This is a genomic window from Winslowiella arboricola, assembly GCF_025527015.1.
Lineage (GTDB): Bacteria > Pseudomonadota > Gammaproteobacteria > Enterobacterales > Enterobacteriaceae > Erwinia > Erwinia arboricola.
In genome coordinates, this window is record NZ_JAODIM010000043.1 from 625,508 (window position 1) to 638,690 (window position 13,183).

A 13,183-nucleotide genomic window follows, 5' to 3' on the forward strand; every position below is an offset into this window, starting at 1 on the left:
ATGAGGATTTTCAATGCTGGGAACTCAGGATCGGTTGTTACTTCAGCCGGTCAGACTCAATAAAGCGGTGTTCTTTAGTGCCGCACTGGTAGTGATACTGTTTTCAGGTGGTGTCCTGCTTTTCCCCGAACAGGCCAGTTCGATACTGTCGCGCGCGCAATCCTGGGCGTCGGCAACTTTTGGCTGGTACTACATGCTGGTGGTGGCTTTCTACCTCGGCTTTGTCCTGTTTGTCGCTTTTTCACGCTACGGCGATATCAAACTGGGACCGGATCACTCGACACCGGACTTCAGTTATGGCACCTGGGCAGCGATGCTATTTTCCGCCGGCATCGGTTCCGAGTTGCTGTTCTTTGGCGCTTCTGAGCCACTCGATCATCTGTTGCAGCCACCTGATGGCGTTGCCGGTTCGGCGCAGGCCGCCCGTGACGGTATGGTATTAACCATGCTGCACTGGGGCTTACATGGCTGGGGGATCTATACGCTGGTGGCGATGTCACTCGCCTACTTCGCCTATCGCCACAACCTGCCGCTGGCATTGCGTTCGGCCTTTTATCCGCTGATTGGCGACCGGATTAACGGTCCGATTGGTCATGCGGTGGATGTGTTCGGTATTGTCGGCACCCTATTTGGTCTGGCCACCAGCCTCGGCATCGGCGTGATGCAGATTAACTCCGGTATCAGCTTCCTGACCGGTATTGCACAGAGTCATACCATGCAGGTGATTCTGATTGTGATAGTGATGGGCGCGGCCACCCTGTCGGCGGTCAGTGGCGTTGATAAAGGTATTCGCCGCATGTCAGAAGTCAATATGCTGCTGGCGGTGCTGATGTTTGCCTTTGTGCTGTTCGCCGGTCCTACCAGCCATCTGCTGAATTCGCTGGTGCAGAACTTTGGCGACTACTTTGTCAGCCTGCCGCGTAAAACCTTTGATCTCTATGCTTACAGCGATAGCAATAAAGACACCTGGCTCGGCAACTGGACAGTATTTTACTGGGCGTGGTGGATTGCCTGGTCACCGTTTGTCGGCATGTTTATCGCCCGTATCTCGCGTGGGCGTACCCTGCGTGAATTCGTCATCGGCGTACTGCTGATCCCGATGGGCTTTACCCTCGCCTGGTTGTCGGTATTTGGTAACAGTGCGCTGGAGTTATATCAGAAAGGCATGGATAAACTCGGCGACGTGGCGTTAAGCGATCCGGCGATGGCGGTCTACCATATGCTGGCCACCTACCCGATGGCGACGCCGGTGATTGTGCTGGCGGTAGTGATCTGCTTTATCTTCTTTGTCACTTCCGCTGACTCCGGTGCACTGGTGGTGGCTAATCTCTCCTGCGTCGGTGATACCGCCGGTGAGGATGCGCCTAACTGGCTGCGTATTTTCTGGGCGGTGGCGGTCTGCGTACTGACGCTGTCACTGCTGTTTGCCGGTGATTACACCTCGCTGCAAACCGCCGTCGTGCTCAGTGCGTTGCCGTTCTCGCTGGTGCTGGTGCTGTTTGTGATTGCCATGTACCGCGCGCTGCATCATGAGAAGCAGAAAGATCGCAGCCGCTCAGTGGCGATTGCGTCGCCGTTACTGCTGGATCGCCATCGTCCCGGCCATACCAGCAGCTGGCGCCGTCGTCTGAATCGCGCTATCTCCTATCCTTCGCGCGATATGGTGTATCGCTTTATGGATGAGACCGTAAGTCCGGCGCTGGGCAAGGTTTCGGAAGTGCTGGAGGAGAAAGGTCTGCTGGTGGAAAGCGATCTGTCACCACAGGATTTCACCCTTGGTATCCGCGTATCCCACGGTGAAGAAGCGCCCTTCCATTACGGTGTGCAGATGAGTGGCTACAGTACGCCATCCTTTATGCGCAGCGGCGGCAATCTCAGCCATACCGCCAGCCGTTACTACCGCGCGGAAGTGCATCTGTGGGAAGGCAGCCAGGAGTACGATCTGGTGGGCTACACCGAGGAGCAGATTATCAATGATATCCTTGACCACTATGAACGCCATCTGCAGTTCCTGCATCTGATTCGCTAGCCTGCTGTGGGCGGCGAAAACGCCGCCCCTACGGTAACCGCAATATTCGTGTAGGGGCGGCGTTCTCGCCGCCCGTGAACAATCTGTCAGGGAGCCTTTTCAGGCTCCTTTTTTCTTTTGTGCTTTACTTAGTTATGGCTTTTATCAGGAATGCTTTAATGAAGTTCAGCAACCGGATCTCCGCTTCATTGCTACTGAACTCTTCATTGGGTCGCAGCATTACGGTGTTTGTCTGCCTGCTATTTTTAGCAGTGGTGATTATTAATCTCTGGTCACTGAAGGAGTCCTGGCAACGTACCGTCAGCAGTGCGGAAGAGACGGCGGTCAATCTTTCGCTGTCGCAGGCGCGCCAGGCGGAAGATACCGTGCTGCAAACCGAAATCACTCTCAGGGATATTCAGCGCGATATCCAGGCCGATAACCTTGCGCACCTGAATACCAGTGAGCTAAGCAGCACCATGCGTGAACTGCGCAGCCGTCTGCCACAGCTGCATGGTCTGTTCTATTTTAACGCGGCGGGTAAATGGATTGCCCGGTCGGTGGATCGTGAACCGGCGGGCGCTAACAATGTTGATCGTGAATATATCCATTATCATCGCACCAATCGCCACACCGGTATCCATATCGGGCCAGTGATTCGTAGCCGCAGCACCGGTGACCTGGTGATCCCGGTATCACTGCGGGTCAATGACGCGACGGGCGGATTTGCCGGGGTGCTGCTGGCAACCATTCGCGTGGATTACTTCCGCCAGTTTTACAGTTACTACGAAATGGGCAATAAGGATGTGCTGGTCCTGATGCTGGCAGACAGCAGCGTGCTGTATGCCCGCCCGATGCCCGACAGCTATATCGGTAAAGACTTGTCTGCCAGCCCGCTGTTTCACCAGATGCTGATGAAAGCGGATCGCGGCAGCGGCGAATGGAACGCGGCGCTGGATGGTCTGCCAAAAATCTTTGGCTTCGCGCGTTCACTGCGCTATCCGCTGGTGGTGGCCGCCGGTTATGACCGCGCAACGCTGATCGATCAGTGGCTGAAGGAGCGGCTACAGGATGTGGCGCTGAATGCCGCCTTACTGTTAAGCATCCTGTTTATGGGCGGCTCGGTATTACGTCAGGTGCGCACCAATATCAAAAATCAGAGCGAACTGGCGCATCTGCGTGATGAGCTGACCTCCGTTAATCATGCTTTGCAGGCGCTGGCGCTGGTTGACGGCCTGACCGGCGTGGCAAACCGCCGGCAGTTTGACATGGTACTTGAGCAGGGTTTGCAGCGATCGGCCAGCAATGGTCAGCCGCTGTCGCTGATTATGATGGATATCGATTATTTCAAACGCTACAACGATACTTACGGTCATGTGGCGGGTGACAACTGTCTGAAGCGGGTGGGCGAAATTCTGCGAACCATGCCACATCGCCAGACGGATCTGATTGCCCGTTATGGTGGCGAAGAGTTTGCCGTTGTGTTGCACGATACTACCTTGCAGGAAGCACGGGTGATCGCGCAGCGCGCGGTAGACGTAGTACGGGAAACCGCAATGCCCCATCAAAGCAGCGACCGTGCGGAGCATGTGGTTACCCTGAGCGCCGGATGCTTTACCCTCACCGCCAGCGGCAATCCGGGCGATGCACGTCAGATTAAAGAAGGCGCGGACCGCGCGCTGTATGCCGCCAAACGTAACGGCCGTAACCAGGTCTCCGCGCTGAGTACGCCGTGGCTGCCGGTGGCTAACGATTAAACGAAGAACCGCGCACGACTCGAACCCTCAGACAAATACTGCTACCGTGCGCATTACTGACGTGTTTTACACACCCCACTACTGTATTTGATAACTGGTTTTTTAATGACGTATCCCAAACGACTATTGATACTCCCTGCACTCGCGGTGGCCGCTCTGCTTGCCTGGTGGCTTAAACCCGGCTACGACACCGAGGATGAGGCTTACTACGTTGCGGTATTTTGCACCATCCGCCATGACGACAGTTCGCGTTTTATTGCTGATATGCAAAATGTGATTGAAGGTGGTAATTCAGACTATGCGCTGCACAAAATTGCATTTATCCCTGCGCTGGGCAAAGCGGTCACCGCCAGCTGGCAGCAACTCACTCCGGCAGCACAACATATCGCAACCAACGATGAACCCAGTTGCCAGCGTTTGATGTCAGCGCAACTGCAGGCGAGATAAACTGCCGCGACTTTTTTTTCGTGCTGAAATAATATCTGTTTTCGTGATCCTGCTCACACATCATCGTGAATATGGTCCTTTTTAACGCAAAAAAAGCACGAACCGCATATAAAATCAGCATTGAGATAATTAACAGAATTTTAATCGGTAAAAATATTACATAAACCCATTTTGCGCGGTTTTTACCCTCCATGGGGATTTAACCCTCTTTTGGCTAAAAACCGCGCAGCGCGTCGGAGTATTATTTCGTCATATAAATACAAACCAACATTTACCACCAGTTAACATCGATGTTGCGCTTATTTAACCTCGCTACTGCCTGATATTGCAGCAAATGAAAAAAGGCTTGCCTGATGCCGCAGGATCAGCGAAATTAACCGCCGTTTTTCCCATCTTATAACAACGCACCGAATAGATTCGCGCTATTACGCGTGCTTAATTCCCGATGCGAAATTGGCATCTATCCAGAGGTACTAGTGTCTACTGCAAACAAACACACTAATGAGGTTAGCCTCAATGCGTTCAAACAACCCCGATCGTTCTATCTGATCTTTACCATCGAACTGTGGGAACGTTTTGGTTACTACGGTCTGCAAGCCATTATGGCAGTGTACCTGGTTAAAATGCTGGGGATGACTGAATCTGACTCCATCACCCTGTTCTCCTCCTTTAGTGCGCTGGTCTATGGTCTGGTCGCCGTTGGCGGCTGGCTGGGCGATAAAGTGCTGGGCACCAAGCGCGTAATCGTGCTGGGTATTCTGGTGCTGGCAACCGGTTATGGTCTGGTGGCGTGGTCGGGTCACGATCAGAGTATGGTGTATATCGGTATGGCGACCATCGCCGTCGGTAATGGCTTGTTTAAAGCCAACCCCTCTTCACTGCTATCCACCTGCTACGAAAAAGACGATCCGCGTCTTGATGGCGCTTTCACCATGTATTACATGGCGATCAATATTGGCTCGCTGTTCTCAATTATGGCCACACCGTGGCTGGCGGCAAAATATGGCTGGAGCGTGGCGTTTTCGCTGTCGTTTGTCGGTATGCTGATTACGCTGGTTAACTTCCTGATCTGCCGTCGCTGGGTGAAAAACTACGGTTCTAAACCTGACTTCGCGCCGGTCAATATCGGCAAACTGCTGATGACTATCGTTGGTATCCTGCTGGTGATTACTGCCGCCACCTGGTTGCTGCATAACCAGCAGATCGCCCGTATCGCGCTTGGCTGTATCGTTGTCGGCATTGTGCTGCTGTTTGGTAAAGAAGCCTTTGCCATGCAGGGTGCTGCGCGCCGTAAAATGATTGTCGCCTTTATGCTGATGCTGGAAGCGGTGGTGTTCTTTGTGCTGTACAGCCAGATGCCCACCTCGCTAAACTTCTTTGCCATCCGTAACGTTGAACACAGCATGCTGGGTATCACCTTCCAGCCTGAGCAGTTCCAGGCGCTGAATCCGTTCTGGATTATGATCGGCAGCCCGATTCTGGCCGCGCTGTACAATAAAATGGGCGACCGCCTGCCAATGCCGCATAAGTTTGCCATCGGCATGGTGCTCTGCTCTGGCGCTTTCCTCGTGCTGCCACTGGGAACCAAATTCGCCAGCGATCTCGGTATCGTGTCACTTAACTGGCTGATCCTCAGCTATGCATTGCAGAGTATTGGTGAACTGATGATCTCCGGCCTTGGCCTGGCGATGGTGGCGCAGCTGGTTCCACAGCGTCTGATGGGCTTTATTATGGGCGCATGGTTCCTGACCACGGCGGGCGCGGCAATTATTGCCGGTAAAATCGCCAATCTGATGGCGGTGCCGGACAACGTTACCGATCCGCTGCAATCGCTGCACGTTTACGGCGATGTGTTCCTGAAAATCGGACTCGCCACCGGGGTGATTGCTGTTCTGATGCTGTTAACCGCTCCGCTGCTGAATCGTATGACCCAGGGCACGGATAGCGCTGAGTTACAGCAGGCAAACGCGACAAGTTAACCGTCCGCCGAAGCCTGCACAGCCGCCTGTTTATCAGGCGGCTTTTTTTTTGCGCCAAACTTACCGGCCAGCTTCACTGACAATTTTTGTTTCCGGCACTAAGCTAATCAGATCCCTCTGCGCACCGCCCAAGGAGCATCTGATGAAACTGTTCTATAACCCCGGCGCCTGTTCGCTTACACCGCATATTGTGCTGCACGAATGCGGCCTCGATTTCACCGCGGTAAAGGTCGATCTCGCCAGTAAAACCACCGAGCGTGGCGAGGATTACCGCCAGATCAATGCCAAAGGCAAGGTTCCGGCGCTGGAGCTGGATGACGGCAGCGTGCTTACCGAGGCGGTGGCGATTATCCAGTACCTCGCCGATCTGAAAACCGATCGACAGTTGCTGGCCCCCGCTGGCAGCCTGACACGCTACCACACCATCGAATGGCTTAATTTTATCGCCACCGAGCTGCATAAAGCCTTTTACCCGCTCTTTGACTCAGCCGCACCGGAGGCTTACAAAGCGACGTTGCGCACGACGCTGGAACAGAAACTTTCCTGGGTTAACGGCGAGCTTGAGGAGAAACAGTGGCTGATGGGACTGCGGTTTAGCGTCGCCGACGCTTATCTCTACAATATGGTGCGCTGGGCCACAGCATTAAAACTCAATCTCAGCGGTCTGGATGCGCTTAACAGCTGGGCAGCACGCGTGGCGGAACGTCCGGCGGTGAGCGCGGCGTTAAAAGCAGAAGGGCTGATTTAACCACTGAGCGTGAAACACCACTTTTAGCAATTCGATAGCAGATTTCCATCGTTTGGAATCCGCCGGTCTTTTCCTACAATTCCTTGATTTTATTATTTCTTATTAAAATAAAAGGAACATATGAAAAGCAACCGGTACTCCTCTGGCAGTTTATTGCGCCGCAGTCTGCTGTCTGCGCTGATGCTCTCCACCACGCTGTCGGCCAGCGCCTGGGCGGAAAGCCAGCCGGTCAGCGGTGGCGTGCTGAATATCGCGCTCGGCAGTGATACGCCGATTATCGATCCCTCAATCACCGCTTATTCGGTTACCGCATTGATTACCCGCAATGTGGTTGACTCGCTGGTCGGTCAGGCAGAAGACAACAGCTTTACGCCGTGGCTGGCGCAGCGTTGGGAAATAAATGATAACAATCGCGAATACGTGTTCCATTTGCGTCAGGATGTCACCTTTAGCGATGGCAGCAAACTGGATGCCGCAGCGGTAAAATACAATTTCGAACGTATTCTCGATCCGAAAACTACCTCCAGCTACTCCAAATCACTGCTGGGTCCGATTGAATCGATTACCACCCCGGATAACTACACCGTCGTTTTACGCTATAAGTCGCCTTTCGCCCCGCTGTTGCAGGGGTTAAGCCTGCCTTATCTCGGCATTCAGTCGCCGACATATCTGCAAAAAACCGCCAACACCAGTAATACCGTGGTTGGCTCAGGGCCGTTTGTGCTCGATTCATTTGTTAAAGGCAGCGGCAGCAAACTGAGTAAGCGCGCCGATTATCACTGGGGACCGGGTTATGCCGCCCACCAGGGTCCGGCGTGGCTGGATGGCCTGCAATTTAAATATCTGCCCGAATCAGCGGTGCGTCTCGGTGCGCTGAACAGCGGACAGGTGCAGGTGATCGACGCCATTCCTCCGGTCAATTATGCGCAGGTGAAAAAGAATCCGAAACTCACCGTCGTGACCCGCGAAAACCCCGGTATTCCGCGCGTACTCTACCTGAATACCAGCCGCGCGCCGTTCGCCGATCTCAAAGTGCGTCAGGCGTTCCAGAGTGCAATTGATCAAGCCACCGCGGTACGCGCCGCGTTCTTTGGCACGCTAAAACCGGCGGATAACGTGCTGGGGCCGAAAACGCTGGATTACGATGCCTCAGTGGCGAAACGCTGGGGCTTTGACCTGCATAAAGCGAATCGTTTGCTGGATGAAGCGGGCTGGTCAGCAAAAGATGACGCCGGTTTCCGCACCAAAGACGGCAAGCGGCTGACGGTGAATTTCACTTATTCCTCCACCAGCGTCGAAGCGGCGGATGTGGCGTTGTTCCAGGCGGTGCAATATCAGGTTAAGCAGGCCGGATTCGAGCTGAAACTGGATCCGGTGGATTCAGGTCTGTTTGCCAGCCGCAGCAGCGATAATAATTACGACATTATTTCTAACTACTTTGTGCGCCCGGAACCGGATATTTTACGTACCGTGTTCCACTCCAGCTATATCCCACCGAATGGCAATAACTATGTCCGTGTCAGCAGCCTCGACAGTAAACTGGAGCAGGCGGTTGGCGCAGACGATGCACAGCGCAACACTCTGTATCAGCAGATTCAGCGTGAAGTGATCGAGCAGGCGTATGTGGTGCCGATCTATATTCCGGCCTTCCTGCTGGGTCAGTCGAAGCAGGTTCAGGGAATCAACTGGGCCACTAACGCTAAGCCAAACTTCTATGATGCCTGGATTAAACGTTAAGCTGCGGGCGCTGGGCCAGCGCCTGCTGACTATTTTTGCCGTGCTGTGGGGTGCGGCAACGTTGTCATTTATCGCCGTCAAGCTGATCCCAGGCGATCCGGTGACTATCCTTAGCGGTGGTGGCGACGGCGTGGTCGATGAGGCCTGGCGCAACGAGCTGATTCAGCAGTTCGGTCTCGACCAGCCGCTGTGGATGCAATACCTGCAATACTGCGGCCGTGCGTTGAGCGGTGATTTGGGGCAAAGCTATCAGTTTCGTCAGCCGGTCACCGAGGTGATTGGCGTCGCGTTGCAGGAGACTGCGCCACTGGCGTTAAGCGCCCTGCTGCTGGCGCTGGTGCTGGCGGTGATCAACGCGCTGATCACCGCCGGACGTTACCCGCGTCTGCGTGCACTGCTGAGCGCAATCGAGCTGGCGCTGCTCAGTACGCCGGTTTACTGGATCGGCATTCTGTTGCTCACCCTGTTCAGTTTTCATCTGCAGTGGTTCCCGGTCACCGGTAACGATGGCATCGCTTCGCTGGTGTTGCCGGTGATTACCCTCAGTCTGCCACTCACCGCGCTGCTCAGTCAGGTATTGCGCGACGGCGTGGAACAGGCATTAGCACAGCCGTTTAGCCTGACCGTCCGCAGTCGTGGCGTCAGCGAAACCGGATTGCGCCTGCGTCATGCCTTACGTCATGGGGCGCTGGCAATCTCCACACTGGCTGGCACGCTGCTGGCGGGTGTGCTGGGCGGTTCAATTCTGACCGAAACCGTATTTGGCCGCGCCGGGATCGGACAGATCACCCTGAATGCCATCGGCAGCCGTGATATGCCGCTGGTGCTGGGACTGGTGATGTTCTCCGCCCTGCTGTTTGTAGTGATTAACCTGCTGATTGACGCACTCTATTTGCTGATCGATCCGCGTTTGCGCACCAGGGAGCACCATCATGCCGCATGAGTTATCGGGTAAGTTGCGTGCTGGCCGCCATAGTTACCGTTCGCCATGGCTGGCGCCAGGCACGCTGATCCCGGCATTTATCATTATCCTGCTACTGCTGGCGCTGTTTTTCCCGGCGCTGTATAGCCCCTGGGCGCCGGATGAAATGGATTTCGCCGCGGTTTTACAGCCGCCGAATACCGCGCACTGGTTCGGCACCGATCAGCTTGGTCGCGATGTGTTTAGCCGGGTGGTGTATGGCACCTCGCTGTCGCTAACCATTGGTGTCGGCGCAACCCTGATCTCCTGCATTGGCGGCATCCTGCTGGGTACACTGGCGGCGCTGGCGCCGCGCGCGCTGCGGCAGATACTGGTGCGCATACTGGATATCCTGCTCGCGTTCCCTGATCTGCTGCTGGCGCTGCTGGCGATCGCCGTACTGGGTCGCGGCGCGCAAAATACACTGCTGGCGATCGGGATTGCCGGGATTGCCGGTTATGCCCGACTGGTGCGTTCACAAGTGTTACAGGTAAAGCTGTCGGGTTATGTTGAACATGCGGTGGCGCTGGGCGAAAGTCCGCTGCGCATTATTCTGCGTCATATTATTCCGAATACCACGCGTCCGTTATTGATTCTGGCCACCATCGGCATTGGCAATGCGGTGCTGTCCGCTTCCGCGCTCAGTTTCCTCGGCCTTGGCGTGGCGCCGCCGACGGCGGAATGGGGCGCGTTGCTGGCGGACGGACGTAACTTCCTCGATACCGCCCCCTGGGTCAGCTTGCTGCCTGCCAGCGTAATCGCACTTTCGGTTATTGCCATCACCCTGCTGGGACGGCGTTTACAAACTATTCTGGCGAAAGGCGGCATATAAATGGATGCTTCAGCAACGAAATCTGCCGCACAGCCGCTGCTGCGGGTGGAACAGCTGCATGTCAGCTTTCCTTCGCCGCGTGGCGTGGTAGAAGCAGTAAAATCCCTATCGTTTAATGTGAATGCCGGAGAAATTGTGGCGCTGGTAGGCGAATCCGGCTCCGGTAAATCAGTCACCGCACGCACGCTGGTTGGACTGACCGGCGCGGGGGCGGTGATTGATGCGGCGGCTATCGAACTGCATCTGCATGATGGCAGCATTGGCGATCTGCAACGCTGCGACAGCAAAAGCTGGCGGCGCATACGTGGCCGCGAGATTGGCTTTATCCTGCAGGATGCCCTTTCCTCTCTCGATCCGCTGCGGCGCATCGGCCAGGAAGTGGCGGAGCCGATCGTCACCCATCGCCTGACCAGTACCACACCGCTGACTGAACAGGTGCAGGCGCTGCTGACGCGCGTCGGTATCCCCGATCCACAAAGCCGCGCGGCGCAGTATCCGCATGAACTCTCCGGCGGTTTGCGCCAGCGTGCATTGATTGCCTCGGCGCTGGCCGCCGGTCCACGTCTGCTTATCGCCGACGAACCCACTACCGCGCTGGATGCTACGGTGCAGAAGCAGGTGCTGGCGGTGTTTAAAGCACTGGCCGCAGCCGGTCATGGCGTGCTGCTGATTACCCACGACCTCGGCGTGGTGGCGGATATCGCCGATCGAGTAGTGGTTATGCACAATGGTCAGCAGGTGGAGAGTGGCGCTACACAGCAGGTGCTGTCCGCGCCGCAACATCCGTATACCCGCCGCCTGCTGTCCGCGATTCCCACCGCTCAGTCGCGGGGTCAGTGGCTGACCGGCAAAGATCCCCTGCCGGACGTGCCCGTCAGCGCTATCCCGCGTGATATCACCACTCCGGTGCTGTCAGTCAGTGGTCTGTCGCTCAGCTACACTCTGCCGGGGGGTAAATCGTTGCAGGCGGTAAACCAGCTGTCATTGCAGGTTGCAAGTGGTGAAACGCTGGGGATTGTCGGCGAATCGGGTTCCGGCAAAACCACCCTCGGCAAGCTGGTGCTGGCTTTACAGCAGCCAGACCAGGGCGATATTCAGCTGTCAGGCCACCCATGGAGCGGGCTGAAGGAGCGCGAACGCCGCCCACGGCGCGCACGGATCCAGACTATCGTGCAGGATCCGCTCGGCTCTTTTGATCCGCAATTTACCGTTGAACAGCTTTTGCAGCAGCCGCTGCGTCTGCATACCACGTTTAACGCGCGGCAACGCCAGCAGCGTATCCGCGAACTGCTGGCGCTGGTGGGGTTAAATGCCGATCTGCTGTCGCGTCGTCCGACGGCGCTATCCGGCGGTCAGCGTCAGCGTGTCTCCATCGCCCAGGCGCTGGCATGTGAACCCGATCTGCTGGTGTGTGACGAACCGGTGTCAGCCCTTGATGTCACCACTCAGGCGCAGGTGCTGGATCTGCTGGTCGCGCTGCAACGTCGGCTGCATCTTTCGATGCTGTTTATCTCGCATGATTTGGGCGTGGTCCAGCATATGAGCCAGCGCATCGCGGTAATGAAAGCCGGTGAGATTGTCGAAACCGGCAGCGTTGAGCAGATCTTTACGCAGCCGCGCCATGATTATACGCGACTACTACTGTCGTCAGTTGAGACGGTGGCGCCCGCTGACTCCCGCTAATTTCCCCTGCTATTGTTGCCAATATGAAACAATCCCCGCTTTTGCCGCGCAGCCCTTGCCGTTCAGCAAAAGCGAGGTAGGATTGACTTATACCCGATACAGCCGAAAAGCTGATGTAATCTGAATCTGAGTAAAAGGTGTCCCTATGAGCAACGCAAAAGTAGAGTGGAATGGTAGCTTACAGCCGGAAGCAATTGAAATTCTGGCGAAAGATGGCGGGATGATTGTCTGCCCGACCAAAGTGGGCTACATCATTATGACCTCTGACAAAGCCGGTCTGGAACGCAAATTTGAAGCCAAACAGCGTAACCGTAACAAACCAGGCGTAGTGCTGTGTGGCTCACTGGAACAGCTGAAAGAACTGGCCCAGCTGAACCCGGAAATCGAGCAGCTGTATCAGCAGCACTGGGACGCTGACGTGCTGCTGGGTTGCATCCTGCCATGGAAAGAAGAGGCCCTGGCGCGTATTCCTGATGACGGCTCCAAAGAGCTGATGATGGATGGCCGTCAGACCAGCTGCTTCGTGATCAAATTCGGTAAACCGGGTGAGATTCTGGCGAAAGAGCTGTGGGAAAACCACGGTAAGTTCTCCTTCGCCAGCTCGGCGAACCCGTCAGGCAAAGGCAACCGCGGCCTGGTGGAAGGGATCGGCGATCGTATCGAAGAGCGTGCCGACCTGATTATCGGTGCCAACGACTATGTGAAATCTATCCAGCCGAACGAGTCTAATAAAACCCGTTACGAGCAGGGTGTGATGGTTTCGATGGTTGATGCCAACGGCAAACTGGTGCCAGAGCAGAAAGGCGAGCGTAAAGTGACCCCTTGTCCGGTACTGATCCGTAAGGGTCTGGATGTTGATAAGATTATGTCGATGATGTCCGATATCTTCACCACCTGGGATTACCGCCACGGCGATTACTATTAATTTCTGCGCGGGCGGCGAAAACGCCGTCCTTGTGAAATAAATCGAGGTCTGAGTTCTGTACTAACAGGACTCAGACCTTTTTACATTTCTGTGCTAGATTATGCCC

The 13,183-nt window shown here is 55.5% G+C and carries 10 protein-coding genes; all 10 read left to right on the forward strand.

Annotated features, from left to right (window positions below; translation table 11 throughout):
- Positions 1 to 13 precede the first annotated feature (13 nt).
- The 10 genes from betT to N5923_RS20375 all read left to right on the forward strand — a co-directional run bounded on the left by betT (position 14) and on the right by N5923_RS20375 (position 13,077).
- On the forward strand, positions 14 to 2,029 hold the full coding sequence (gene betT, locus N5923_RS20330) for a choline BCCT transporter BetT (protein ID WP_267141679.1): 2,016 nt from the start codon (positions 14 to 16) through the stop codon (positions 2,027 to 2,029).
- A 158-nt stretch (positions 2,030 to 2,187) separates the two neighbouring features.
- Positions 2,188 to 3,765, forward strand: a complete 1,578-nt coding sequence (locus tag N5923_RS20335) for a sensor domain-containing diguanylate cyclase (RefSeq protein ID WP_267141678.1) — start codon at positions 2,188 to 2,190, stop codon at positions 3,763 to 3,765.
- A gap of 105 nt (positions 3,766 to 3,870) precedes the next feature.
- Positions 3,871 to 4,212: a hypothetical protein gene (locus N5923_RS20340; RefSeq protein WP_267141677.1), complete on the forward strand. Its 342-nt coding sequence runs from the start codon at positions 3,871 to 3,873 to the stop codon at positions 4,210 to 4,212.
- Between the two features lie 476 nt (positions 4,213 to 4,688).
- The gene (dtpA, locus tag N5923_RS20345) at positions 4,689 to 6,191 is read left to right on the forward strand and encodes a dipeptide/tripeptide permease DtpA (RefSeq protein WP_267141676.1); all 1,503 of its coding nucleotides are present in this window, start codon (positions 4,689 to 4,691) and stop codon (positions 6,189 to 6,191) included.
- Positions 6,192 to 6,333: 142 nt separating this feature from the next.
- Positions 6,334 to 6,939 (forward strand): glutathione transferase GstA, encoded by a 606-nt coding sequence (gene gstA / locus N5923_RS20350; RefSeq protein WP_267141675.1) that lies wholly within the window; start codon positions 6,334 to 6,336, stop codon positions 6,937 to 6,939.
- A 120-nt stretch (positions 6,940 to 7,059) separates the two neighbouring features.
- Positions 7,060 to 8,676, forward strand: a complete 1,617-nt coding sequence (locus N5923_RS20355) for an ABC transporter substrate-binding protein (RefSeq protein WP_407704503.1) — start codon at positions 7,060 to 7,062, stop codon at positions 8,674 to 8,676.
- Positions 8,654 to 9,619, forward strand: coding sequence for an ABC transporter permease (locus N5923_RS20360; protein ID WP_267141674.1), 966 nt, complete (start codon positions 8,654 to 8,656; stop codon positions 9,617 to 9,619). Before N5923_RS20355 ends, N5923_RS20360 begins: the two co-directional genes overlap by 23 nt.
- A complete protein-coding gene (locus tag N5923_RS20365) occupies positions 9,609 to 10,469 on the forward strand; it encodes an ABC transporter permease (protein WP_267141673.1) in 861 nt (286 codons plus the stop codon). Before N5923_RS20360 ends, N5923_RS20365 begins: the two co-directional genes overlap by 11 nt.
- Complete coding sequence (locus N5923_RS20370) at positions 10,470 to 12,152, forward strand: dipeptide ABC transporter ATP-binding protein (protein WP_267141672.1); 1,683 nt, start codon at positions 10,470 to 10,472, stop codon at positions 12,150 to 12,152. It begins immediately after the preceding gene.
- Positions 12,153 to 12,297: 145 nt separating this feature from the next.
- Entirely contained in the window at positions 12,298 to 13,077 is a 780-nt protein-coding gene (locus N5923_RS20375; protein WP_267141671.1) for an L-threonylcarbamoyladenylate synthase, read from the forward strand.
- Positions 13,078 to 13,183: the final 106 nt, after the last annotated feature.

What these genes read in the sequence shown, in the direction of transcription:
- betT (WP_267141679.1), top strand. Translation starts at nt 14, where the DNA reads ATGCTGGGAACTCAGGATCGGTTGTTACTTCAGCCGGTCAGACTCAAT.
- N5923_RS20335 (WP_267141678.1), top strand. Translation starts at nt 2,188, where the DNA reads ATGAAGTTCAGCAACCGGATCTCCGCTTCATTGCTACTGAACTCTTCA.
- N5923_RS20340 (WP_267141677.1), top strand. Translation starts at nt 3,871, where the DNA reads ATGACGTATCCCAAACGACTATTGATACTCCCTGCACTCGCGGTGGCC.
- gstA (WP_267141675.1), top strand. Translation starts at nt 6,334, where the DNA reads ATGAAACTGTTCTATAACCCCGGCGCCTGTTCGCTTACACCGCATATT.
- N5923_RS20355 (WP_407704503.1), top strand. Translation starts at nt 7,060, where the DNA reads ATGAAAAGCAACCGGTACTCCTCTGGCAGTTTATTGCGCCGCAGTCTG.
- N5923_RS20360 (WP_267141674.1), top strand. Translation starts at nt 8,654, where the DNA reads ATGATGCCTGGATTAAACGTTAAGCTGCGGGCGCTGGGCCAGCGCCTG.
- N5923_RS20365 (WP_267141673.1), top strand. Translation starts at nt 9,609, where the DNA reads ATGCCGCATGAGTTATCGGGTAAGTTGCGTGCTGGCCGCCATAGTTAC.
- N5923_RS20370 (WP_267141672.1), top strand. Translation starts at nt 10,470, where the DNA reads ATGGATGCTTCAGCAACGAAATCTGCCGCACAGCCGCTGCTGCGGGTG.
- N5923_RS20375 (WP_267141671.1), top strand. Translation starts at nt 12,298, where the DNA reads ATGAGCAACGCAAAAGTAGAGTGGAATGGTAGCTTACAGCCGGAAGCA.